The sequence below is a fragment of the Vibrio sp. A2-1 genome (assembly GCF_021728355.1).
In the GTDB taxonomy this organism is placed as follows: Bacteria; Pseudomonadota; Gammaproteobacteria; order Enterobacterales; family Vibrionaceae; genus Vibrio; species Vibrio splendidus_K.
This window is the reverse complement of sequence record NZ_JAKKCO010000013.1, coordinates 1-23,741: the sequence shown is the minus strand read 5'-3', so window position 1 is coordinate 23,741 and position 23,741 is coordinate 1. Positions and strand designations below refer to the sequence as shown.

20 protein-coding genes, 1 tRNA gene and 1 rRNA gene are annotated in these 23,741 nt (G+C 43.3%); 12 read left to right on the top strand and 10 right to left on the bottom strand.

The genetic code is table 11. The features are described from left to right. Position 1 precedes the first annotated feature (1 nt). Both murA and L3V33_RS22045 read left to right on the top strand, forming a co-directional pair. Positions 2 to 1,267 carry a UDP-N-acetylglucosamine 1-carboxyvinyltransferase gene (murA, locus tag L3V33_RS22050; RefSeq protein ID WP_004735317.1) on the top strand — a complete coding sequence of 422 codons (1,266 nt, stop codon included), beginning with the start codon at positions 2 to 4 and terminating at the stop codon, positions 1,265 to 1,267. A gap of 150 nt (positions 1,268 to 1,417) precedes the next feature. Further along, complete coding sequence (locus L3V33_RS22045) at positions 1,418 to 2,143, top strand: 1-acylglycerol-3-phosphate O-acyltransferase (RefSeq protein ID WP_171330768.1); 726 nt, start codon at positions 1,418 to 1,420, stop codon at positions 2,141 to 2,143. A gap of 124 nt (positions 2,144 to 2,267) precedes the next feature. On the opposite strand, the gene L3V33_RS22040 is transcribed toward L3V33_RS22045, so the two are convergent. The 5 genes from L3V33_RS22040 to arcA form a co-directional block, all read right to left on the bottom strand. Then, the gene (locus tag L3V33_RS22040) at positions 2,268 to 2,657 is read right to left on the bottom strand and encodes a RidA family protein (protein ID WP_004735319.1); all 390 of its coding nucleotides are present in this window, start codon (positions 2,655 to 2,657) and stop codon (positions 2,268 to 2,270) included. A gap of 135 nt (positions 2,658 to 2,792) precedes the next feature. Then, positions 2,793 to 3,254, bottom strand: a complete 462-nt coding sequence (pyrI, locus tag L3V33_RS22035; RefSeq protein ID WP_004735320.1) for an aspartate carbamoyltransferase regulatory subunit — start codon at positions 3,252 to 3,254, stop codon at positions 2,793 to 2,795. A gap of 12 nt (positions 3,255 to 3,266) precedes the next feature. Continuing rightward, entirely contained in the window at positions 3,267 to 4,196 is a 930-nt protein-coding gene (pyrB, locus tag L3V33_RS22030; protein ID WP_004735321.1) for an aspartate carbamoyltransferase, read from the bottom strand. 287 nt (positions 4,197 to 4,483) lie between these two features. Next, positions 4,484 to 5,488 carry an ornithine carbamoyltransferase gene (locus L3V33_RS22025; RefSeq protein ID WP_054548287.1) on the bottom strand — a complete coding sequence of 335 codons (1,005 nt, stop codon included), beginning with the start codon at positions 5,486 to 5,488 and terminating at the stop codon, positions 4,484 to 4,486. Positions 5,489 to 5,644: 156 nt separating this feature from the next. Beyond that, a complete protein-coding gene (arcA, locus tag L3V33_RS22020; protein ID WP_017110564.1) occupies positions 5,645 to 6,865 on the bottom strand; it encodes an arginine deiminase in 1,221 nt (406 codons plus the stop codon). Between the two features lie 577 nt (positions 6,866 to 7,442). Between arcA and rraB the strand changes: the two genes are divergently transcribed. Together rraB and L3V33_RS22010 are read left to right on the top strand one after the other, a co-directional pair. Next, positions 7,443 to 7,859: a ribonuclease E inhibitor RraB gene (rraB, locus tag L3V33_RS22015; RefSeq protein ID WP_237291200.1), complete on the top strand. Its 417-nt coding sequence runs from the start codon at positions 7,443 to 7,445 to the stop codon at positions 7,857 to 7,859. A 125-nt stretch (positions 7,860 to 7,984) separates the two neighbouring features. Then, positions 7,985 to 8,782: a hypothetical protein gene (locus tag L3V33_RS22010; RefSeq protein WP_237291199.1), complete on the top strand. Its 798-nt coding sequence runs from the start codon at positions 7,985 to 7,987 to the stop codon at positions 8,780 to 8,782. A gap of 93 nt (positions 8,783 to 8,875) precedes the next feature. On the opposite strand, the gene L3V33_RS22005 is transcribed toward L3V33_RS22010, so the two are convergent. Beyond that, positions 8,876 to 9,781 (bottom strand): bifunctional helix-turn-helix transcriptional regulator/GNAT family N-acetyltransferase, encoded by a 906-nt coding sequence (locus L3V33_RS22005; RefSeq protein ID WP_237291198.1) that lies wholly within the window; start codon positions 9,779 to 9,781, stop codon positions 8,876 to 8,878. 239 nt (positions 9,782 to 10,020) lie between these two features. On the opposite strand from L3V33_RS22005, the gene L3V33_RS22000 reads away from it, so the two are divergent. Then, complete coding sequence (locus L3V33_RS22000) at positions 10,021 to 11,193, top strand: YjgN family protein (RefSeq protein ID WP_135458598.1); 1,173 nt, start codon at positions 10,021 to 10,023, stop codon at positions 11,191 to 11,193. Then, positions 11,194 to 12,201 (top strand): M48 family metallopeptidase, encoded by a 1,008-nt coding sequence (locus tag L3V33_RS21995; RefSeq protein ID WP_237291197.1) that lies wholly within the window; start codon positions 11,194 to 11,196, stop codon positions 12,199 to 12,201. A 119-nt stretch (positions 12,202 to 12,320) separates the two neighbouring features. Here L3V33_RS21995 and L3V33_RS21990 read toward each other — a convergent pair whose 3' ends face one another. The 3 genes from L3V33_RS21990 to pepA all read right to left on the bottom strand — a co-directional run bounded on the left by L3V33_RS21990 (position 12,321) and on the right by pepA (position 17,374). Continuing rightward, positions 12,321 to 15,194, bottom strand: a complete 2,874-nt coding sequence (locus L3V33_RS21990; protein WP_237291196.1) for a valine--tRNA ligase — start codon at positions 15,192 to 15,194, stop codon at positions 12,321 to 12,323. A gap of 103 nt (positions 15,195 to 15,297) precedes the next feature. Then, positions 15,298 to 15,747 carry a DNA polymerase III subunit chi gene (locus L3V33_RS21985; protein ID WP_054548291.1) on the bottom strand — a complete coding sequence of 150 codons (450 nt, stop codon included), beginning with the start codon at positions 15,745 to 15,747 and terminating at the stop codon, positions 15,298 to 15,300. Between the two features lie 106 nt (positions 15,748 to 15,853). After that, on the bottom strand, positions 15,854 to 17,374 hold the full coding sequence (gene pepA / locus L3V33_RS21980) for a leucyl aminopeptidase (RefSeq protein WP_004735335.1): 1,521 nt from the start codon (positions 17,372 to 17,374) through the stop codon (positions 15,854 to 15,856). Positions 17,375 to 17,566: 192 nt separating this feature from the next. Here pepA and lptF point away from each other — a divergent pair, with 192 nt between their 5' ends. Together lptF and lptG are read left to right on the top strand one after the other, a co-directional pair. After that, positions 17,567 to 18,667 (top strand): LPS export ABC transporter permease LptF, encoded by a 1,101-nt coding sequence (gene lptF, locus L3V33_RS21975; protein WP_171312971.1) that lies wholly within the window; start codon positions 17,567 to 17,569, stop codon positions 18,665 to 18,667. Between the two features lie 3 nt (positions 18,668 to 18,670). Beyond that, positions 18,671 to 19,741: an LPS export ABC transporter permease LptG gene (gene lptG / locus L3V33_RS21970; protein WP_171330778.1), complete on the top strand. Its 1,071-nt coding sequence runs from the start codon at positions 18,671 to 18,673 to the stop codon at positions 19,739 to 19,741. Between the two features lie 63 nt (positions 19,742 to 19,804). Here lptG and L3V33_RS21965 read toward each other — a convergent pair whose 3' ends face one another. Next, the gene (locus tag L3V33_RS21965) at positions 19,805 to 20,281 is read right to left on the bottom strand and encodes an RDD family protein (RefSeq protein WP_054548293.1); all 477 of its coding nucleotides are present in this window, start codon (positions 20,279 to 20,281) and stop codon (positions 19,805 to 19,807) included. A 195-nt stretch (positions 20,282 to 20,476) separates the two neighbouring features. Here L3V33_RS21965 and L3V33_RS21960 point away from each other — a divergent pair. The 4 genes from L3V33_RS21960 to L3V33_RS21945 form a co-directional block, all read left to right on the top strand. Further along, a tRNA-Leu gene (locus L3V33_RS21960) sits at positions 20,477 to 20,561 on the top strand. Between the two features lie 478 nt (positions 20,562 to 21,039). Continuing rightward, positions 21,040 to 21,447: a VOC family protein gene (locus L3V33_RS21955; RefSeq protein ID WP_004735357.1), complete on the top strand. Its 408-nt coding sequence runs from the start codon at positions 21,040 to 21,042 to the stop codon at positions 21,445 to 21,447. A gap of 83 nt (positions 21,448 to 21,530) precedes the next feature. Then, entirely contained in the window at positions 21,531 to 22,784 is a 1,254-nt protein-coding gene (locus tag L3V33_RS21950; protein ID WP_054548294.1) for an HD-GYP domain-containing protein, read from the top strand. A 607-nt stretch (positions 22,785 to 23,391) separates the two neighbouring features. Next, a 16S ribosomal RNA gene (locus L3V33_RS21945) occupies positions 23,392 to 23,741 on the top strand; the annotation flags it as partial.

The window sequence follows — 23,741 nt, the reverse complement described above, 5'->3', positions numbered from 1 at the left end:
GATGGAAAAGTTTCGAGTTATTGGATCGGATAAGCCGTTAAGCGGTGAAGTGACGATCTCAGGCGCAAAAAATGCAGCGCTACCTATTTTATTCGCATCAATCCTTGCTGAAGAGCCGGTTGAAGTGAGTAATGTTCCTCATCTACGTGACATCGATACTACGATGGAATTGCTTAAGCGTTTAGGCGCAAAAGTATCACGTAACGGTAGTGTTCATGTTGATGGCAGCGAAATTAATGAATTTTGTGCGCCTTACGATTTAGTAAAAACAATGCGTGCTTCTATTTGGGCTTTAGGTCCTCTAGTCGCTCGTTTTGGTGAAGGCCAAGTGTCACTTCCTGGTGGTTGTGCAATTGGCGCTCGACCTGTTGATTTACATATCCATGGCCTAGAGCAACTAGGTGCGACCATTAAGTTGGAAGATGGTTATGTAAAAGCAAGTGTTGACGGCCGTTTGAAAGGCGCGCACATCGTGATGGATAAAGTAAGTGTGGGTGCCACCATTACTATCATGTGTGCAGCAACGCTAGCGGAAGGTACAACTGTATTAGATAACTCAGCGCGTGAGCCTGAGATTGTTGATACGGCTGACTTCCTAAACAAACTAGGTGCTAAGATTTCTGGCGCAGGTACAGATACGATTACTATTGAAGGCGTTGAACGTCTTGGTGGTGGTCATCACTCTGTGGTTGCTGACCGTATCGAAACGGGTACGTTCCTTGTTGCTGCTGCTGTTTCTGGCGGTAAAGTGGTTTGTCGCAACACCAACGCTCATCTTCTTGAAGCTGCATTAGCGAAGCTTGAAGAAGCGGGTGCGAAGGTTGAAACGGGCGAAGACTGGATCAGCCTTGATATGACAGATCGTGAGCTGAAAGCGGTGAAAATCGTAACAGCACCTCACCCAGGTTTCCCAACCGACATGCAAGCACAGTTTACTCTGCTCAACATGATGGCGAAGGGCAGTGGTGTTATCACTGAGACTATCTTTGAAAACCGCTTTATGCACATTCCTGAGTTACAGCGAATGGGTGCAAAAGCGGAAATCGAAGGCAACACGGCTATCTGTGGTGAAACTGAGAAGTTAAGCGGCGCTCAAGTAATGGCAACGGATCTTCGCGCATCTGCGAGTCTTGTTATTGCAGGCTGTATTGCTCAAGGTGAAACCATTGTTGACCGTATTTATCACATCGATCGTGGCTACGATAAGATTGAAGATAAACTTTCAGCTTTAGGCGCAAACATTACACGATTTAGCGAGTCGAACTAACTTAGGTTAGTGGATTCATGAATCAGTCAGATGAAAACATAAAAGTCGGAACCTTGGTTTCGGCTTTTTTATAGTTGTATTTACCGCCAGTGAATCTGTTGCCTATTTTGTGCAAATAGATGAATCAACTTGGCGGTTGTGAGGAACAAAATGATAGCAATATTACGTATTTTCGCAGTGGCGATATTTGCGATTCTTATGTTTGTATTTGGGTGTGGTTACTGTTTACTAAGCCCACGCAACCCGAAACACGTATTTACCTTTGGTCGTTATTTCGGTCGCATGTCGAAAATCTTTGGCATGAAGTTAGAGCTTCGTATCCCGGAAGATGCTTACTCTCGTGGCCAACATGTTTACGTTGCAAACCACCAAAATAGCTGGGATCTATTCACGATTTCATCAGCGGTAACGCCTAAGGTTGTGACTGTTGGTAAGAAGAGCTTAGCGTGGATGCCTCTTTTTGGTCAGCTGTATTGGCTGACGGGTAATATTCTAATCGACCGAGCTAACCGCAGCAAAGCGGTAGGTACGATTGACCAAGTGGTTACTAGCCTTAAAGATAGTGATGTTTCAGTATGGATGTTCCCTGAGGGGACTCGTTCTCGTGGTCGTGGTTTGTTGCCATTCAAAACGGGTGCTTTCCATGCTGCAATTGGCGCTGGCTTACCTATTATCCCTATCGTGTGTAGCTCAACTGGTGGCGTGAAGCTGAACCGTTGGAACAATGGTCATGTGATTGTGGAAATGCTACCACCAATCAGCACTGAAGATTACGATAAGTCTAATGTTCGTCAACTGGCTAACTTAGCCCGTGAGCAGATGGCTGCTAAGCTTGAAGAGTTAGACAAAGAAGTGGTTGAGCTTAATAAGAAGTAATCATCTAAGTGAAACGATGAACAATAAAAAAGGTTGCCAATTGGGCAACCTTTTTTGTATCTGATAAACGTTCAGCGTTATGCCAACTTGTTTACTAGAAACCGTTTATTCTATAGGTAAAAACCTATTTGCGAACCGCAATAGCTTCGATCTCGATACCTACATCTTTTGGTAGACGAGCTACTTCAACACATGAACGTGCAGGGTAGTTTGCAACACCGTGCTCATCAAAGAACTTACCGTAAACTTCGTTTACTGTGCCGAAGTCGTTTAGGTCTTTAACGAATACCGTTAGTTTTACGATGTCTTTTACAGTCAGGCCAGAAGCTTCAACAACCGCTTGAACGTTGTCTAGAGATTGGCGAGCTTGCTCTGCGATATCAGCAGATACTTCACCAGTTGCTGGGTTTACTGGGATTTGACCAGAAGTCAGAACCATATTGCCAAGGTCAACACCTTGTACGTATGGGCCGATTGCAGCTGGAGCAGATTCTGTGTGAAGTACTTTAGTCATTGGTTATTCCGTCAGTTATTGGATAAAAAGCAATTTTTAGTGTGCCTTCAAACTCAGGATAGGTAAAGAGCAAAATACCCCGCATAGGCGAGGTATTGAATAGTTTTTGCGTTCGATCGGCGTTGCCGTATGACGTTATCTTTCTGTCACGATCTCACGAGAGAATACTTTTTCGCAGTACTTACACTTCAATCGAATATCTTCTTTCTTTTCAAAGATCTTAAAGCTGCTTTCTACGGGCTCATTGTGAGTAATACAGTTGGTGTTTGGACACTCAAACACATCGTTGATTTGCTCAGGAAGTTCTAGTGGTAGCTTCTTAACCACTTCGTAATCTTCGATTTGGTTTACCGTCGCGTGAGGTGCGTAAAGTGCTAACTTGCTCGCCTGTTCTTCCGTGATAAAAACATTCTCTATTTTGAGTAAGTCTTTACCGCCTAGAGCAGAAGATGGAAGGTTTAGGCCAATCGTTACTCGCTGATTTGAGTTATGCATGTCGAACAGTTTGAGTACCTTGATCCCGATGTTGGCTGGGATATGGTCGATAACCGTTCCGTTCTTGATTGCTTCAACTTTTAATTGAGTCTCTTTAGACATGATATCTCTCCTCTACAGCGTTTCGTTAAGAACAAGGGCTAGCAGTGCTTCACGTGCGTAAACACCATTCTCTGCTTGCTGGAAGTAGTAAGCGTAAGGTGTTTTATCGACATCGACAGTAATTTCATCAACACGAGGAAGAGGGTGAAGAACCTTTAGGTTATCACGTGCATTTTCCAGCATTGGAGCCGTCAGGATGTACGCTGATTTGATGTGCGCGTATTCCGATTCATCGAAGCGCTCTTTTTGAACTCGAGTCATGTACAAGACATCAAGCTCTGGGATGACATCTTCCATGTCTGTCAGCAGTTGATACTTGATACCCGCCTCATCAAGTTCTTCGCAAATGTAGTCTGGCATCGCCAGTGCTTCTGGAGCAACGAAGTAGAAACAGATGTTGTCGAACTTCGCGAGTGCTTGAGTCAACGAGTGAACCGTACGGCCGTACTTAAGGTCACCAACGAATGCAACGTTAAGGTTGTCGAGGCGGCCTTGAGTTTCGGCGATAGAGAAGAGGTCTAATAACGTTTGTGTTGGGTGTTGGTTTGCGCCGTCACCTGCGTTAATAACCGGTACACCGTTAGAAAACTCAGAAGCCAGACGCGCAGCACCTTCTTGAGGATGACGCATTACGTAAGCATCAACGTATGAAGAGATAACCTGTACCGAGTCCGCTAGCGTTTCGCCTTTCTTCGCCAGTGAAGTGTTACCACCACTGTCGAAACCAATCACATCACCACCGATGCGTTGAATAGCCGTTTCAAAAGAGAGACGAGTTCGCGTTGAAGGTTCGAAGAAGCAGCTGGCAACAACTTTGTTCTTGATGAGTTCTGGGTTTGGTTCAGCCTTTAGCTGACCTGCCGTTTGAACAATTAATTCTAGCTCTTCACGAGAAAGCTCTGGAATTGAGATGATGTGCTTTTGATAGAGCGAATTCGCCATGATCTTCTTCCCCACAATAATGTATTGGCCATAAAAAAGCCCCCCATAATGGGAGGCTTTAAAAAAATGCTGAAAAGCAGAATAGACGGCCTGGCAAGCATGATAGCTTGCGAGCAATATTTGGTGTTTTCACAATTTTATTATGTGTTTTCACAATATCATTATGTTTTATCACAACATTGCTTGGCGTCATTTTCACTACTCTCAGACAAATTGCCGAGAATTATACGCTTTCAATTTGTGAGCGCAAGCGATTACATCAAGCTTTTGTTTACTTTCAATATTCGTTATTGGCCCAGTGTTGCAACCATTACCGCTTTGATGGTGTGCATGCGATTCTCTGCTTCATCAAATACAATTGAGTAATCCGATTCAAAGACTTCGTCAGTGACTTCTAAGCCGTTCATTCCATATTTGTCTGCAACTTGCTGGCCGATCACGGTTTCATTGTTGTGGAAAGCGGGCAGGCAATGCATGAATTTCACTTGAGGGTTACCTGTGAGCTTAATGACATCCATATTCACTTGGTAAGGTGTCATTACAGCCACACGTTCGTCCCAAGCTTCTGGCGCTTCACCCATAGAAACCCAAACATCGGTGTAAAGGAAATCACAGCCTTTCACGCCTTCGGCAACGTCTTCTGTTAGTGTGATTTTTGCACCTGTAGTTTGTGCAATAGCTTGGCACTCTTCGACAAGGTGCTCTTCTGGCCAGAACGCTTTAGGCGCGACAAGGCGAATATCCATGCCCATTTTTGCTGCACCTACTAGCAGAGAATTACCCATGTTGTTACGTGCATCGCCTAGGTAAGCAAAACTGATTTGATGCAGATGTTTACCGCGACCATGCTCAAGCATAGTGAGGAAATCAGCCAAGATCTGAGTAGGGTGGAACTCATCGGTTAAGCCATTCCAAACCGGTACACCGGCATAAGCGCCTAAGTCTTCGACAATGCTTTGGCCAAACCCTCGGTATTCAATGCCATCGTACATGCGACCTAATACACGCGCCGTATCTTTCATTGATTCTTTCTGACCAATCTGAGAACCAGAAGGGCCTAAATAAGAGACTTGAGCCCCTTGATCAAAAGCAGCTACCTCAAAGGCACATCGAGTTCGAGTGGATGCTTTTTCAAAGATCAAAGCGATGTTTTTACCGTTAAGCTTTTTCTGCTCTGTACCTGCATACTTAGCTTTTTTAAGGTCGGCAGATAGGTCGAGTAAAAACTGAATCTCTTTAGGAGTAAAGTCGAGAAGTTTTAGAAAGTTACGATTGCGAAGATTAAAGGCCATCTCTCGCTCCTTGCGTATATAGAATCAATGAAGAACTCAGTTAAACATAAAAATGCTATATTTGTGAATATTTATTTTATTAATTTGATAAAAAAGGCCAGTACAATGGTACTGGCCTAGATAAGTTAGCGTGTTCGCTTTATCGAGTTTTGTGGCTTAGATACCGTCTCTTTCGATAGGACAACTCATACAGCGAGCGCCACCTCGGCCACGACCTAGCTCATTGCCCGGAATCGTCAGAACTTCGATACCTGCTTTGTCGTATTTCTCATTGGTGTAAACATTACGCTCATAACCGATAACCGTACCCGGTTTCACCGTCAGTACGTTGTTAGCGTCATTCCACTGTTCACGTTCAGCTTCGTAGTTATCACCACCGGTTGTGATGATCTTCAGTTGATCGAGGTCCAGTGCGCCTTCAATCGCTGTTAGGTAGTTTTCAGCTTTCTCTACTCGCATTTCGCCATTTTCTTTCGGCGTTAAGCGCCAAGTATCTAGGTCTTTACGAACGATCTCTGGATAGACTGAGAATGTGTCGATATCCATGTGCGTCATTACTGTATCAAGATGCATACAAGAGCGGTGCTTTGGTAAATCAATCGCAATCACTTCGGTTGCTTGACCGGATTTGAATAAACTAGCGGCTAGGTTTTCAACACCTTGTGGCTTAGTACGCTCTGAAATACCGATAAGCACGGCACCTTTACCGATAACCAGAACATCTCCACCTTCAATATTCGCATTGTCATAGTGAAGATCTTCATCACCGAAGTGCTTAATGAAATCTTGGCCTGCGAATACAGGGTGCCAGCGGTAAATTGCTCGCAAGTGATTCGTTTCTCGTTGACGAGCAGGCATCATCATTGGGTTAAGAGAGACACCTCCATAAACCCAACAAGAAGTATCGCGGGTAAATAGATGGTTGGGTAGTGGCTCAATAACGAAATCAAGTGGGCGGTGCATCTTCGGTAGCATTGAAGAAGATTTAATAGGAAGTTCAGAGTAGGCTAAGCCACCCAGTAGGATCGTGGCTAAGTGCTCGTTGTCCATTTGAGCAAGGTATTCTCTTAAATCACGTGCGAATGTAGGGCCGTAACGGAAGTCTGAGATTTGAGTCGTCAGTAGCCACTCACGAGCTTGAGCTACAGCGAGTGTCTCAACCAGTAGGTCATGCAGTAATAACACTTCAACGTCTTGGTTACGAAGTGTCGTCGCAAAGGCATCGTGTTCTTCACCTGCGGCTTCTACTGCAAGTACATCATCAAAGAGTAACTCATGACAGTTAGAAGGGGTGAGGTGGGTGAGTGCCCTTTCAGGTCGATTTAGGAGAACTCGTCTTAATTGACCGACTTCAGAGCCAACGTACAGCTTACTCATTTTGCATCCTTACTATTAATCCAGCGTCTATTTATGACAAGCTTGTTCGTAATATGCAAGTTTTGAAAATTGTGTAAAGGTTGTGTTATTTCTCAATTGTTGGTTTTTAATGCTGATTAATTAAAAATTAGTGATATTAAAATCCAATTGAAAGACTCAATGCTAGAACAAACTTTTTGCAGTTCTATGCTCAAATTTCAGTAACTCGATAATCCATTTTGCTTGGTGAACATGATTTTTCATTCAAAATTTATGCAATTATCCATTCTAAAATGAGATCTTATGCACCAATGAAGTGATCGTCAGTATGCATTTGATATGACTAACCACTCAGTTTTAGAGAAGTAAGGCGAAAAGTAACAATAAAAATGAAATGCTAAAACACACGTTAGTTAATAATATGTTGAAAATTTGTTTCTGTGATTTTGATTTCACTTTTTAATTGATATCCCCTCTGTTATCTAGCGATAAACTTACTCTTCTATACCTGATCTAGGTGGCTTTTCTAGGCGATCCATGCCATATTTCGTGGCAATCAAATTTGATCTTTTCATAGTCAACACTCTGGAGCAGACACATGTCTCACGAAGATGAATATCTATCAGTAGCGGAATTAATTGAATTTCAAAAAGGAGAGACTCGCGACATCATTGAAGCACTAATCGAAGATGGTAGCGATCCTGAAGCTCTATACGATATCGAGCATCACCTTTTTGCTGAAGATTTCGCAGTACTTGAGAAAGCCGTTGTTGAAGCATTCAAAATGGGCTTTGAAGTGCTTGAAGCTGAAGAGACAGAAGACGAAGATGGCAACAAGCTACTTTGTTGTGATGCAACGATGCAGTGTACTCTGAATGCAGAAGCGATTGATGAGCAAGTTGAGAAGCTTGTAAATCTTGCAGAGAAGTTTGACATTATCTACGACGGTTGGGGCACTTACTACGAAGGTGAAGATGCTATCTACCCAGACGAAGATGAGGAAGACGAAGAGTAATTTCTTCCCAGTTTTAAAGAATGCCAGCCTTGAGCTGGCATTTTTTTATCCTCAGAAAAATAAATGTCTTTATATGCATTCATTCATTATAATGCGGTCAAAATTGATCTAGCTCAAGGAATGCTATGCGATTACCTCTCGATGGTCTTTGGCAAATATCGCCACTGACGGACCTCTCTATTCCACAAGATGACATTACTTTTCCGGCTCCGTTAAGTTCAAAGCTTCCTGATAGCTTGAGTGAAAGTGAAATCGCAGAGCAAGAGTGGCACCTGATGCATGACATCGAAGTGGATGATGCGATGTTGGCGTGCCCGTTTGTTGAGTTAGTAATGGCAGGTGTTGATTACTTTGCGGAAGTTCGACTCAATGGTGTGGCTGTGTTTGATTGTGATGGTAGCCAAGTCGAATATCGTAAAGATATTGGACCTTACATGCAGTCTGGTCGCAACCGTTTTGAGATTCTTTTCCTTGAAGAAGAGGAGAGCTTATTGCTTGAAGAGGATATGGATGAGTCAGTCTCTTCATCGGCTGTCGCTAAATCGGATTCTCGTATCGGAATCTGGCAAGCGCCATATCTGCAGTTCGTTCGTCACGTCAAGCTTGAGCAAGTTGTGACAGAGCAGATCTGGCATTACGGTGGTGGTTGTGAGTTCAAAGTGGATGTTATCTATCAAACGCTAAAGCCAGGGCTAATATCGGCATCAATCAAGTTTAATGGTATGACATTAGTGATGCCGATAGATGTGCGAGCAGAACATACGGGTGTTGTTTTTCAGGTTGAGGCGCCGATAATTTTTGATATTGAGAATCCTAACCCTAAACATTTATACTCGTTAGAAGTGGTACTTGATGGCCAGGAAGAGAGCTCTTTTGTCGCCTTGAATCCAGCTTCTTGCGTCAGTAATTTTTTGCGTAGTTAGCGGTTATTTAATTAGCCCGTTACGTAAGGAATCAATTCGCTCACTTGCTTGTCATCTGATGAACTGCCGACGCTAACCCTATTTCAAAACACATTATAGCGTTTTGGCCATGACAACCTCACAAGCGTCATGGCCTGTTTCTCCCCAAGCTGAATCAAGGTGTTCAAAGCCCAATTTTTCGTAAAGTTTAATGGCGGCATTAAGGCATTCGGTCGTTTCTAGATACATATGTTGATAACCCAGTTCCTTAGCTTTCTCCATCGACATATTAACCAACCTCTTCGCTAAGCCTTTGCCTCTTGTTTCTGGCAAGAAGTACATCTTTTGCAGTTCACAGACCTCTGGCATCGCTGCTAATGGTGCAAACCCACCACCACCGACAACCTTTCCATCAAGTTCAATTACCCAATACCGAGATCTTTCATTGTTATAAACGCTGAACATGTCTTCTAAGGTGGGGTCAGCCACACCATAACCTTTATCTTCGGTTAGCCCGTTTTCATAAGAGACTTGGCGAATCACATTGGCCACTACGGTGTTGTCCTGCTGCTGTAGAGGGCGAACTACTACATCGATTGAAGCGTGGCTTTGTTGCAGTGCTTTAAGGTAGTGCTCGATTCCCCCCGAAACTTGTTGAGTTTCCGCCTCCGTTAAACGCTCAAGTACCGAGTCATAAAACTGATTCTGCTGACTGTGAAGTTGGGCAAGAGTGTTTATCCCTTGTTCTGTTACTGAAGCAACAACACTGCGCTTATCGTTGGGGTGTGGGGAGGTTTGAATTAACGAGTTCTTCGCGAGATTGTTGACTGCTCTACTGGCGTTGGATTTATCAATATTGAGCTTATCCGCTAATTGATTCACGGTTAATGGCTGCTGCTCTAGTTCGATAAGTGTATGAGCTTGAATCGGAGGTAGGGCAATATCACCACAATCTTTGTCTAGCATTCCAAGTTGTCGAACGAGTTGACGTGATAATTCTCTAAGTTGTGCTGAAGTCATGTTGCCTCTCAATATGGTTGCGATGTACAACTATAATTTAATTGCGCGCCGCAACCATGTCAACAGGAATATTGTAAGTAGGGGGAATAAATTAGAGATCAAAGGGTTAGTGTTGATAGTTTGCTCTCTTTTTATATTAATTATCAATTGATCAGAATGATGTGTTTCTATATTTTTACACTGTTGATGTGCACGTAGATGTACATGGTTGTTTTTAAAACGTCAAATGGAATAGAGAAATGGAAACAAAACAGTTAGAAACTAGGGTGAATTTTAAGGGAAAGGGTAACGAATATTTTGGTATTTGGATCGTTAATATTCTTTTATCCGTCATCACATTGGGTATTTACTCGGCTTGGGCGAAAGTTCGAAATAAACGTTACTTTTATGGGAATACATTTATTGGTAGTGATAGCTTTGAATATCATGGTAAGCCTATGCAAATATTGAAAGGGCGAATCATTGCGTTGATTTGTGTAGTCGCTTGGGGAGTCAGTAATCAGTTTGCCCCTCAGGTGGCATTGGTTTTATTACTGGTTTTTTTTGCATTGTTACCATTGTTATCTCGCAGCAATGCTCGTTTTGATTCTGCAATGACAAGCTTTCGCAATGTTCACTTCTCTTTCCATGGTACTGTTTCCGGAGCCTACTGGGCAATTCTTGGGCGCGGTCTTGTTGTGGGTGTCGGCGTATTTACGGCAATCATGGCAATAATATTTACTATGCAAATGAACATGATTGCTGGTGGCATCGCCATTTTAATATCCATACCTTCTTATGTTTATTTACAATCCTGGCTACTTGCCGGTATCGCCAATTATTTTTCTAATGGTTATCGCTATGGCGATCGTCAGTTTAAAGCTGATTACCAAGATGGCTTTTATTTCAAAGTATACTTCATCAGTATGATTGCATGGCTGGTTGCCTCTATTGTTGCCGTTTTGGCTTTATTCAGTGCCGTTGGCTTCAACATGATCAGCAACCCTGAGTCGTTATCCGAAATCGCTAACAACGGAAGTTTGACTTCAATGATGGTTGCTTACTACTTTGTTTTCATTGTTATGAGTATTGCGATTGCTGCTTACATTCAAGTAAAAATTAGAAATTACACGTTCTCTGAATTAGTGCTTGAAGGAAAAGAAAATGAGGCCGATTCAACGTTAAATTTTGCTTCGACATTAACGATAAAAAGCTACATGCTTTTAGTATTAACTAACTTTCTGCTTCAAGTGATTACCCTCGGGTTAGCTAGACCATGGGTGATGGTAAGAACGATGAACTACTTGTCGGAGAATTCGTATGTTCAAGGCGACTTAGATTTATTAATAGCAAACGACCAACCGTCTGATGTGAAATCGGCTATTTCTGATGAGATAGCTCAAGCGTTTAATGTTGATCTTGGTATTGGCTAAATGATCTCTGGTGTTGCACACCCGCCTCGTAGTTCTGAACGCTGCGAGGCCATTTTAGATATCTCTCACCCTGATAAACTACTCCTGAGTGTGGATGGGGATGGTTCTATTGTTTCTGCATATTTTGAACGTGTTGAAATTATGCGAGGTGTTGGATCCGCTCCAACAAAGCTCAAATTCCCCGATGGATGGCAATTTATCACGGAGGCAAGTGATGAATTGGACACCTATTTGAGAGACAGAGGTAAACATAATTTCTTAGGTAAATTAGAGAAGAACATCACGGCTATCTTAGTTAGTAGTATTGTTCTTATGTTACTTACTATTTCTATGTTCACTCATGGGGTTCCGTGGTTAACTCATAAAATAGTCACTTATTTGCCTGATTCGGTGCCTCAACTCGTTGAAAGACAAGTTCTAAAATCTTTGGATGAACAGCTTTTTGATAACTCGACTATTCCTATTGAGGAACAAGCTCGCATTCGCCAGCGCTTTGACTCCCATCTGAAAGATATAGAGATTTATGATGGAGTGCAGCTCGAGTTTCGTTCTTCAAAACTCGGAGCGAATGCTTTTGCGCTCAGTGGTGGGACAGTTATTGTTTTGGATGACCTCGTTCGCTTAACTAAAACGGATAGGCAGTTAGACAGCATTCTATTGCATGAATTAGGGCATATTCAGCATCAGCATGTCATGAGAGTATTAGTTCGATCGAGTTTGCTCTCGATGACAGTGGCGCTATTGACGGGTGAAAGTTCTGGTGTGATCGACAATCTCGCGGGGTTAGGAGTATTTGTTGCTAATAACGGACAATCTCAAGAAGCAGAGCGTGAAGCGGATGTTTTTGCTTCTGATGCCATGATGAAGCTACATGGTTCTAATCAAGCGATGATTGAGATGTTTGAATTGCTTGGAAAGAGTTCTGATGGACATGCTGAACTACCCACATGGCTCAGCTCTCACCCTGAATTAGGTGAACGAATTGAGTCATTAAGAGCTGCACATTAGTACCTCGTTAAGGTATATACAATTGAGTACTTTACTCAGACGATGCGTAAAGAATTACAGATAGCAAAAAGGGCAGATACTCATCTGCCCTTTTTATTTTCTAAAGACTACAGCATGAATTACAAAGCAGCGATTGTCGCTTTTTGCTCTTCAAGCTTAACAAGAGTTTCTTGGTAGCCTTCAAGCTTTTCACGCTCTTTCGCGATAACCGCCTCTGGTGCTTTAGCAACAAAACCTTCGTTACCTAGCTTACCTTCGATACGTTTAATCTCACCTTGAGTCTTTGCGCTTTCTTTGTTTAGACGAGCAAGTTCAGCATCTTTGTCGATAATGCCAGCCATTGGCACCATTAGCTCGGATTTGCCGACGAGTTTCGTTGCGCACGCTGGCGTTGCTTCACCGTCTGCAAGCACTTTAAGTACATCAAGTTTTGCTAGAGAGTTTAGAACAATCTTGTTTGCTTCGATACGAGCAGCGTCTTTTTCATCGGCTACTTTGATCATTACTTCTAAGCCTTGGCTTGGTGCAATGTCGTATTCTGCACGTAGGTTACGAATAGCAGTGATGAAAGTCTTAACCCATTCGATGTCGTCAACGATCTCAGCATTGAAGTTAGCTTCATTAAACTGAGGAAGTGCTTGAGTCATGATTGTCTCGCCTTCAACACCGTCTACTAGCGGCTTGACGCTCTGCCAGATAGATTCAGTGATGTAAGGAAGAACTGGGTGAGCAAGACGTAATGTCTTCTCAAGAACCGTGATCAACGTGTAACGAGTCGCTTGTTGTTGAGCTTCAGTACCCTTCCAAAGAACAGGTTTAGTTAGCTCTAGGTACCAGTCACAGAATTGGTTCCAGATGAATTCGTAAAGCGTGTTTGCCGCCATGTCTAGACGGTAGTTGTCTAGGTGAGCGTTAAACTCTTTCGCTGCAACTTCAAACTGAGATTCAATCCACTTATCAGCTAGAGAGAATTCCATGTTTGCACGGTCTTCAGCAGACAGTGACATGCCACAATCGTACTCTTCTGTGTTCATCAGTACGTAACGGCTTGCGTTCCATAGCTTGTTACAGAAGTTACGGTAACCTTCAAGACGCTTCATGTCCCAGTTGATGTCACGGCCAGTTGAAGCCATAGCAGCAAGAGTGAAACGTAACGCATCAGTACCGTATGGTTCGATACCATCTTCGAAAGTTTTACGCGTAGCTTTTTCGATCTTAGCAGCCAGTTTAGGTTGCATCATGTTGCCACAACGCTTCTCGACCAGCTCTTCAAGGCCAATGCCGTCAATCATATCGATTGGATCAAGTACGTTACCTTTCGACTTAGACATCTTGTCGCCGTTTTCATCACGGATAAGACCCGTCATATAAACTGTTTTGAAAGGTACTTGAGCCTTGCCATCTTCGTCTTTCACGAAGTGCATAGTCATCATGATCATACGAGCAACCCAGAAGAAGATAATATCAAAACCAGATACTAGTACTTCGGATGGGTGGAATGTTTTCAGTGCATCTGTATCTTCAGGCCAGCCTTGTGTGCCGAACGTCCAAAGTGCAGATGAGAACCATGTATCAAGTACATCGTTGTCTTGCTTAAGAACAATCACTGGAGAAAGGTTGTTCTTTTCGCGAACTTCTTCTTCAGTGCGGCCTACGTAAACTTTACCATCGTTGTCGTACCATGCTGGGATACGGTGGCCCCACCAAAGTTGACGAGAGATACACCAATCTTGTACGTCACGCATCCAAGCGAAGTACATGTTTTCGTATTGCTTAGGAACGAACTGGATCTCACCATCTTCAACGGCTTTAACAGCAGGCGCAGCAAGAGGAGCGGTGCGCACGTACCATTGGTCAGTCAGCATTGGTTCGATAACCACACCACCACGGTCACCGTAAGGAACGGTTAGATCGTGATCTTTGATCTCTTCAAGAAGACCGAGTTCATCAAATTCAGCAACCGTTGCACGACGAGCAGCAAAGCGCTCCATACCTTGGTATTTAGCTGGAAGCTCTGTTGAGTACACATCGCTTTCTTCACCGTTAGTTGTGAAGATTTCAGCCGCATCTCGGATATCACCGTTGAACGTTAGGATGTTGATCATTGGTAGGCTATGGCGCTTGCCCACTTCGTAATCGTTGAAATCATGGGCTGGAGTGATTTTTACACAACCTGTGCCTTTATCCATATCCGCGTGCTCATCGCCTACAATAGGGATAAGACGGTTTACGATAGGAAGCAGGATTTCTTTACCGATAAGATCTTTGTAACGTGGATCTTCTGGGTTAACCGCAACACCTGTATCGCCAAGCATGGTTTCAGGACGTGTAGTCGCAACGACGATGTAGTCTTTGCCATCAGCCGTTTTAACACCGTTCGCTAATGGGTAGCGGAAGTGCCACATGAAACCTTTTTTGTCTTTATTTTCAACTTCAAGATCAGAAATTGCAGTGTGCAGTTTAGGATCCCAGTTTACTAGACGCTTACCACGGTAGATTAGGTCTTCTTCGTATAGACGAACAAACACTTCTTGAGTCGCAGCCGATAGGCCGTCATCCATAGTGAATCGTTCACGATCCCAGTCTACAGATGCGCCAAGACGACGAAGTTGCTGAGTGATCGTGCCACCTGATTCGGCTTTCCATTCCCAGATCTTGTCGATGAAAGCTTCACGGCCGTAGTCGTGTTTTGTTTTGCCTTCTTCAGCGGCGATCTTACGCTCAACAACCATTTGAGTGGCGATACCAGCGTGGTCAGTACCCACTTGCCAAAGAGTATTTTTGCCTTTCATACGTTGAGCACGAATAAGCGTATCCATGATCGTATCTTGGAACGCGTGACCCATGTGCAGGCTGCCAGTGACGTTCGGTGGCGGGATCATGATGCTGTAAGCTTCTTTTGATGTGTCACCGTGTGGCTTAAAGTAGCCTTTCTCTTCCCAAGTCTTATACAGAGCTTGTTCGATTGATGTTGGGTTGTATGTCTTTTCCATAGTGCTCTTATAACGGATACTGTGAATGGTTAATCGTGGTCAAACTTCATAAGTGAAGCTTCTTGAATCTAAATCCAAAGATAGCTTTAACTATGAGGTTTGACTATGGATGTTGAATCTCGATAGTTTGTAGCTGATATCCAGCCTGACGGTAAATTTTATACCTTTCTCGAGCGAGTTGCTTAGCTTTTTCTTCGCAAGGAACGAAGTCTATCACCTGAGCAAAGGCGTTCGCAAAGGTTGTATTATTATCGGCCAGATTTATTACCAGTTGGCGATTCCAATTATGTTTTACGCCTTGATAGCCAATTTCGATGTTGGTTGAATACTTTGGGCCTTCGCCAACTAAGTTATGTGCAATAAATTCATTGGGTTCGACCTGCCAGAAAACCTCAGCGATACGTTCGGCATGTTCTTTGTCATTGCAGTTGAGATAAAGTTTAGCGCCTTGTTTAGCAAAGTGCTGAGCAAGAAACAACACATAGCGAGCAAAACCATCTTCGCTGGCTTGCGGGCTGTCTGAAGGCACAATGTAAAACGTGGCAGTCTGCATACTTAACACTCAAAACTTGAACTGAAAATCGTGGATATCAATATTACTTGGTTAACAGGGTCTAACAAATAGCGCTTATTAAAAAAGGGCCCGTAGGCCCTTTTCATTATTTTGAAGATTGCTCTTCAGTCTCTTGGCCGCTGCGGTTCAATAAGAATTGGACTAGCATTGAGACAGGACGACCTGTCGAGCCTTTCGCTGCACCTGACTTCCACGCAGTACCTGCACTGTCGATGTGAGCCCAGTGGTACTTCTTAGTGAATTTAGACAGGAAACAACCTGCGGTGATAGTACCGCCAGGGCGGCCACCGATGTTTGCCATATCAGCAAACGGACTGTTCAGCTGCTCATGGTACTCGTCTGCCATAGGTAGACGCCATGCGCGGTCACTTGCTTGCTCTGAAGCATTAACAAGTTCATGAGACAGTGGGTTGTGGTTAGATAGAACGCCACTGATGTGGTGACCTAGAGCGATAACACATGCACCAGTTAGCGTAGCAACATCGACAACACAATCTGGTTCAAAGCGCTCAACGTAAGTTAGGGCATCACATAGAACCAAGCGACCTTCTGCATCAGTATTTAATACTTCAACGGTTTGGCCTGACATGGTTGTTAGAATGTCACCTGGGCGGTAAGCATTGCTACCAGGCATGTTTTCACAGCCCGCAAGGATACCTACAACGTTGATTGGCAAGTTAAGTTTCGCCAGTGCTTTCATTGTGCCGAATACAGATGCAGCACCACACATGTCGTACTTCATCTCATCCATGCCTTCACCAGGCTTAAGCGAGATACCGCCTGAATCGAAAGTAAGACCTTTACCGACTAGAACGATAGGTTTTGCATTTGGGTCAGCAGCGCCTTTGTATTCCATGATAGACATCATAGATTCGTTCTTAGAGCCACGGCCTACAGCTAAGTATGAAGTCATACCCAGCTTTTCCATCTCTTCTTCACCGATGATCTTAGTCTTTACTGTCTCATAATCGTCAGCTAAACGACGAGCTTGAGAAGCTAGGTAAGCAGGGTTTGCGATGTTTGGTGGCATGTTGCCAAGATCTTTAGATGCTTTCACACCTGAAGCAATAGCAAGACCATGAGAAATCGCTTTTTCGCCAAGGCTTAGCTCGCGACGAGTTGGTACGTTGAATACCAATTTACGCAATGGACGACGAGTCTCTGGTTTGTTGCTCTTAAATTGGTCGAATGTGTAAAGACCATCTTTAGTCGCTTCTACCGCTTGACGAACTTTCCAGTAAGTGTCGCGACCTTTAACGTGAAGTTCTGTAAGGAAACATACTGCTTCCATAGAACCTGTTTCGTTTAGTGTGCTGATGGTTTTTTGGATAATTTCTTTGTATTGACGCTCGCCTAGCTCACGTTCTTTACCACAGCCTACCAGTAGAACACGTTCTGAAAGTACACCAGGTACTTGATGCAGTAGCAGCATCTGGCCAGGTTTACCCTCTAGATCACCGCGACGAAGCAGTGAACTAATGTAGCCATCGCTAATCTTATCTAATTGCTCGGCTACTGGAGAAAGGCGGCGCGGTTCGAATACACCGACAACGATACATGCGCTGCGCTGTTTCTCTGGGCTGCCACTTTTTACACTGAACTCCATGCGTACTCCTACATCCTGAAGACAAATCGAACTAAATGTTAGATAATGGGTTCTTACTTGTTGGATCCTATAATGGAACTAACCTTAAAGAAGAACGCTAACACTTAGCTAAAAATTTAAAAAAATAAAAGGTTCAACGGGAAATTATAGTGATTCAATCAAAAAAACAAGTTTTGTATAGGTAATTTGAGCGTGATTATTGTTAGATATTTGATCCGCGAGACAATCAAGAGCCAATTTGCGATCTTTTTTGTTCTCTTTCTCGTGTTTCTCAGCCAAAAATTCATCAGTGTTTTAGCGGACGCCTCTGATGGTGATATTCCTGCGAGCCTCATATTGTCGATTGTTGGTCTAAATATGCCAGCGATGGGTTTATTGATGCTTCCACTCAGTATCTATATTGGTATTTTGCTTACTTTTGGCCGTCTTTACGCTGAAAGTGAAATAGTCGTAATGAACGCAACGGGTATTGGTAATAAATTCCTTATCCAATCTGCGCTTTATTTGGCTTTAATTACTGCATCTGTTGCTGCCTTCAACTCATTTTGGTTGTCTCCTTGGTCGCAAGATAAAGTTGAACAAATGTATGAAGAGATGGCTGCAGAAAACAGTGTTGATTTGCTGCCAAAAGGTAAGTTTGAAGGCACACCGGATGGTTCTTCTGTCGTGTTTATCGATGATATTAACGGCAATAAGTTGGAAAATGTGTTCGTTGCTCAAATGCGTCCACGTGATTCGGTATTGCCTAGTGTGATGTTCTCCAAGTCGGGAGACATAAAAGAGCTCAGTGATGGTCGCCAAGTGATTGTGATGTATGACGGTACTCGTCATGAAGGTGTGCCAACTCGTCTTGATTATATGGTGACGCACTTTGAAGAGTACGAAGGTTTAATCGGACAGCGTGAAGTCAAGAAAAAAGGTCGAGATTGGGAAGCTATTCCTACATTCGAACTGATTGGTCACCCAGAAAACAGTGCGAAAGCGGAATTGCAGTGGCGAATTTCTTTGGTGCTTTGTATCCCATTGTTGACCATGCTTGTAGTGCCACTGTCTGCGGTAAACCCTCGACAGGGTCGTTTCGCTAAAATTGGTCCAGCAATCCTTATTTACCTAACCTATTTCTTAGCAATCAGTGCAACCAAATCTTCGATTGAAGAAGGGAGTATCCCAGCGGTAGTCGGCATGTGGCCAATTAATGCGTTATTGTTATTTGTCGCAATTGGTGCAAACTTTATGGATAGCGTGCCAGTAAGGCGTTTAAAAGAAAAATTCAAGAATAAAAGGTTAGCTTAAGCCGTGTTTAAGATTCTCGATTTATATATAGGCAGAACCATCATCTCAACGACGTCACTGGTATTGGTGACGTTTGTTGGTCTTTCTGGAATTATCAAGTATGTAGAGCAGCTGAGAAAAGTTGGTCGTGGTACCTATGATCTACTACAAGCACTGTATTTCGTTTTATTGAGTGTCCCTCGTGATATCGAAATGTTCTTTCCAATGGCTGCATTACTTGGTGCGTTGATTGGACTGGGTATGCTTGCTGCGAGTTCCGAACTGGTGGTAATGCAGGCGGCGGGTTTCTCTAAATTAGATATTGGCCTATCGGTACTCAAAACCGCTATTCCACTAATGATAGTGGTGACTCTTCTTGGTCAGTGGGGAGCGCCCCAAGCACAGAAGATGGCTCGTGACTTAAGAACTATATCGATTGCTGGTGGTAATATTATCTCTACCCAAAGTGGGGTTTGGGCGCGTGATGCCAATGACTTTATCTTCATTGTCAAAATAGACGATGAGAAGTTATATGGTATGAATATGTGGCGCTTTGATGAGAACAAGGCTCTGAAAACAGCTATATACTCAAAAGAAGTCGATTATGTTGGAAACAACGTTTGGACTATGAACGATGTAGAGATCACGTCTTTCGAAAATGAGCTTCAGATTACCAAAGAAAGCTTACCAACTTATACTTGGGAAACATCACTCGCTCCGGATAAGCTTGCGATCGTAACGGTTAAACCAGAAGAGCTGTCTTTAAGTGGGTTGTACGATTATGTTTCCTACCTTAAAGCCTCGGAGCAAGATGCATCACGCTATGAACTCGCTTTATGGAGGAAGATAACTCAGCCGATTTCGATAGCGGTCATGATGTTGATGGCATTGTCGTTTATCTTTGGCCCATTACGAAGTGTGACTATGGGAGCAAGGATTCTTTCGGGGGTTATTGCAGGTTTTACCTTCTATATATCCAGTGAGTTCTTTGGTCCGGTCAGTTTGGTTTATCAAATACCACCGGCCTTTGGTGCGCTAGCCCCTAGCGTGGTTTTCCTCGGAATCGCCATAATGCTCTTGAGGCGGAAACTGTAAATAGAAAAAAGGAAGGCATAATGCCTTCCTTTTTTGATCTTGACTGTAGCAAGTTTAATCGCGCTAACGTGCTTGTGGTAGCACTACTACTTCGGTCTTCGCCCAGATGTCGTGAAAGCCACGCTTCTGAGGATCGAATGGAACACATAAGTTTGCTAATCCAAATCCTGAAGTACCTAAGCGAATCAGAGCTTGGGTTACAGTAATAGCGGAGCCATCTTTGTTTTGAATGCGCAGTTTCCAAGCTCGCATGCCTAGCGTTTGACCTGCTTTTGTCCAAAAGAACACAAAGAAGTACACCCAAACTACGACTAAGTAAAAGGTATATGCAGGGCTCCAAATCGGGTGGTTGCTCAAGAAGTCACTAACATCGGCATAACCGCTATGGTTAAAAACGCCAAGTGCCATGAGCGCATGCAGCAGAGCGACAATGACGCCAGCCGCCAGCATCTCAATAGCGATTACGATAAGGGCGTCATAGAACAAGGCACCAAATCGGCGCATTACTCCTGCTGGTGGCATTGTGTTTGTTGATGTCATGGTGTTATTACTTCTTCAAAAATTTAGGCGTCAGAATATAGTCTAAGGCCTGGCGTGAAAAGAGACATGACGCACAGCTTATGACTTAGTGGCGAAATTATCGGCAAACACACATGAATTCAAGTTTTTATACTTGCCACATCAGTTCGCATACGTATAATGCCAAACATCGAAAGGGCAACGCCCCAAGATAATGCCGGTATGGTGAAATTGGTATACACGACGGATTCAAAATCCGTTGCCTTCGGGCGTGGCGGTTCAAGTCCGCCTACCGGTACCATATTCTATACAACAAAGCCTCGACTTCTGTCGGGGCTTTGTTGTATCTGGGGTATAGGGAGCGTTGCCTTCTCGGCGGCGGCAGGAATGCCTGTCCAATCATTCCGCCTACCGGTACCAAGCATAGAAAGGTCGCTTTTATAGCGACCTTTCGTCGTTTTAGGCGTTTGTGAATTTAAAATCCAGCGTGTCGGCTTGGATGCAAGCCCAGTCAAGCCGGCCTACCGGTACCATATTTAGATAAAGCTCTGATCAGAAATGGTCGGGGCTTTGTTGTATCTGGAGAATAGAAAAGCTTACCTTTGTTTTAACGGCAGGAACGCTTTTTTAATCAGTCAGATCTTGTTGTTTCATTCCTAAACCACACCGTTTCCCTTCGCAATTCGATTCCTTAATAAATTAATCATCTTAAATCATGATGTTACCTACCATTCTCTCATCTATTGTCTATGTTTAAAGGAATAATAGAGGAGAGATATATGCTGACAGTAACCCCTTACTTGTTTTTTGATGGCCGTTGTAACGAAGCGTTGGATTTTTATCATAAATGTTTTGGCGGTGTAGTTTTATCGAAACAACTTTTTAGTGATGCGCCACAAGTAATAGAGGGAGCTCAACCTGATTGGATTATGCATGCTGAGTTTGAAGCGTTTGGTATGAAACTGATGATGTCTGATGGTGTTAAAGCGAAAGAGCTCGAAGGTAACAACCTCGCTCTCTCCCTTGTTACTGAGGATACCGCGACTCAAGAGCAAATCTTTGAAAACCTGAAGCAAGGTGGGCGAATAATGACACCTTTAGCGGATACGTTTTGGGGAGCTCGGTTTGGCAAAGTGGAAGATAAGTTCGGCATACGTTGGATGGTGCACTGTGATTCTTTAAGTTGAACCTGTGAAATTGGATAGTGAAATTGCTGCTCGGTTTTATTAGAATTATAAATAGAGATTATTGATCAATATTATATATAAAAATGGGCAGCATAAAGATTACCGTAGATCGCATTCAGCCCGGTCTACATGTACGACTCCCAGTAAAATGGAATGAACACCCATTTCTACTTAACAGCTTTAAAATCAAAGATGACGCTCAAGTACAAGTAATTCGACATCTTGGGATTAAGCACGTCTATATAAATCCGAACCAAAGCGATACATCACCTTTACCCGCTAATCATGTGAGCGAACAAGACCTTGATACTGATTTACAAGTAAGTCTTGAAGCCGAAAGAATGTGGAAAGATAAGCATGAGCGTATCGAAACTCTAAGCTCTTACCGTCGTAGGGTGAGTCATTGCGAGAAAGAGTTCGAACGTTCGCTTGCCCGAATGCGTTCTGTGATGACCAAAATCCGTAATCGCCCATTAGATGCGGTAGGGGAGGTTAAAGCTCTTGTTGATGATATTGTTGAAACGCTAGTGAGTGACGATAACGTAACCTTGCATCTCATGAATGCAAAAGCTGACTTTGAAGACATTTACTTCCATACATTAAATGTCTCTGTTGTTGCGTTAATGATTGGTAAAGCAAAAGGCTACAATACGCAACAGTTGAAAGACCTTTCATTTGCCGCGTTGTTTCACGATATAGGTAAAATAAAGATACCCGTAGCGATACTAAGGAAGCAGGCAGCTTTGACTGTGCCAGAGGCGAATTATCTCAAACTTCATACTAAGTATGGGGTAGATATAGTCACGGCTATTGAGGGTTTTCCTGACAGTGCGAAGAGAGTTATTGGTCAGCATCACGAAATGAATGACGGTTCGGGTTATCCAGAAGGCTTAACTGAAGATGGTATAGATGAGTTTGCAAAAATAGTCGCGGTAGCAAATGCATTTGATAACCTTTGCCACAGTAAAGCGCAATCCCAGCAGAAGATCCCTTACTTAGCACTCTCTCATTTATATAAGAACTGCAAACACCTATATAGTCAGGATAACTTGAGTCTGTTAGTCAAGTTTATGGGAGTGTACCCACCGGGCACTGTCGTGCAGCTTTCAAATGAATCAATTGGAATAGTGATTTCAGTTAATGCTAAACACATGCTTTACCCGAATGTACTGATCTATGATCCTAGCGTGCCAAGAACCCAAGCCCCGATCATTGACCTCTTTAGTAAAGAGATAAAAATTGTCAATGCAGTTCATCCAAGTAAGTTACCGGAACAAGTTAGAGAATATCTAAACCCTAGGGCTCGTTTATCTTACTTTTTTGATAATGGCGAGTAGTTATCCACAGGGTGTTGTGGGTAATTTGTTCGAAACTTGGGTTAAAAGTGGTATAAATAAGCCCTTGGTTGAAATGTCTTCGCTTAATCTCTTTTTTCAATAAAAAACGCATTTAATGCTTGCCAATAAGAGCTGCATCTCTATAATGCCGCCTCACTGACACGGCAGACGCCACAAGGCTTCAGCGCAGAATGTTGGTAAGGCAACTAGCTTAAAGCGTTTAATCGCTCCTACTTTTAAAAAGTAGAAATTAATTCCCAATAAGTGTTTGACACTGAGAATTAAAACGCTAGAATGGCCGTCCACTTCGAGAGGCTCCTTACTTGAAAGGAACGCTCAACAAGTGAAGCTCTTTAACAATTTAAACCTATCAATCTGTGTGGGCACTCGTTGATGAATATCAAAACGTTATTACTTAGGTAATGACAGTTACTTCGGTAACAAAATTGATTTCAATGAACTGAGTGACCAATACAAAGTTAAGTTTACTTAATTTTGGCACAGTCAATTCATTACCATTCTGTTGGAATGGTAATAGCTTTAAAATTACACTCTTTATTTATAAAGAATAGTTTTGAAGTCAGTATTCGTTGAGTCACAAAATCTTAAATTGAAGAGTTTGATCATGGCTCAGATTGAACGCTGGCGGCAGGCCTAACACATGCAAGTCGAGCGGAAACGACACTAACAATCCTTCGGGTGCGTTAATGGGCGTCGAGCGGCGGACGGGTGAGTAATGCCTAGGAAATTGCCTTGATGTGGGGGATAACCATTGGAAACGATGGCTAATACCGCATAATGCCTACGGGCCAAAGAGGGGGACCTTCGGGCCTCTCGCGTCAAGATATGCCTAGGTGGGATTAGCTAGTTGGTGAGGTAATGGCTCACCAAGGCGACGATCCCTAGCTGGTCTGAGAGGATGATCAGCCACACTGGAACTGAGACACGGTCCAGACT

Coding starts and splice junctions, on each gene's coding strand:
- murA (WP_004735317.1), top strand. CDS start 2: ATGGAAAAGTTTCGAGTTATTGGATCGGATAAGCCGTTAAGCGGTGAA.
- L3V33_RS22045 (WP_171330768.1), top strand. CDS start 1,418: ATGATAGCAATATTACGTATTTTCGCAGTGGCGATATTTGCGATTCTT.
- L3V33_RS22040 (WP_004735319.1), bottom strand. CDS start 2,657: ATGACTAAAGTACTTCACACAGAATCTGCTCCAGCTGCAATCGGCCCA.
- pyrI (WP_004735320.1), bottom strand. CDS start 3,254: ATGTCTAAAGAGACTCAATTAAAAGTTGAAGCAATCAAGAACGGAACG.
- pyrB (WP_004735321.1), bottom strand. CDS start 4,196: ATGGCGAATTCGCTCTATCAAAAGCACATCATCTCAATTCCAGAGCTT.
- L3V33_RS22025 (WP_054548287.1), bottom strand. CDS start 5,488: ATGGCCTTTAATCTTCGCAATCGTAACTTTCTAAAACTTCTCGACTTT.
- arcA (WP_017110564.1), bottom strand. CDS start 6,865: ATGAGTAAGCTGTACGTTGGCTCTGAAGTCGGTCAATTAAGACGAGTT.
- rraB (WP_237291200.1), top strand. CDS start 7,443: ATGTCTCACGAAGATGAATATCTATCAGTAGCGGAATTAATTGAATTT.
- L3V33_RS22010 (WP_237291199.1), top strand. CDS start 7,985: ATGCGATTACCTCTCGATGGTCTTTGGCAAATATCGCCACTGACGGAC.
- L3V33_RS22005 (WP_237291198.1), bottom strand. CDS start 9,781: ATGACTTCAGCACAACTTAGAGAATTATCACGTCAACTCGTTCGACAA.
- L3V33_RS22000 (WP_135458598.1), top strand. CDS start 10,021: ATGGAAACAAAACAGTTAGAAACTAGGGTGAATTTTAAGGGAAAGGGT.
- L3V33_RS21995 (WP_237291197.1), top strand. CDS start 11,194: ATGATCTCTGGTGTTGCACACCCGCCTCGTAGTTCTGAACGCTGCGAG.
- L3V33_RS21990 (WP_237291196.1), bottom strand. CDS start 15,194: ATGGAAAAGACATACAACCCAACATCAATCGAACAAGCTCTGTATAAG.
- L3V33_RS21985 (WP_054548291.1), bottom strand. CDS start 15,747: ATGCAGACTGCCACGTTTTACATTGTGCCTTCAGACAGCCCGCAAGCC.
- pepA (WP_004735335.1), bottom strand. CDS start 17,374: ATGGAGTTCAGTGTAAAAAGTGGCAGCCCAGAGAAACAGCGCAGCGCA.
- L3V33_RS21965 (WP_054548293.1), bottom strand. CDS start 20,281: ATGACATCAACAAACACAATGCCACCAGCAGGAGTAATGCGCCGATTT.
- L3V33_RS21955 (WP_004735357.1), top strand. CDS start 21,040: ATGCTGACAGTAACCCCTTACTTGTTTTTTGATGGCCGTTGTAACGAA.
- L3V33_RS21950 (WP_054548294.1), top strand. CDS start 21,531: ATGGGCAGCATAAAGATTACCGTAGATCGCATTCAGCCCGGTCTACAT.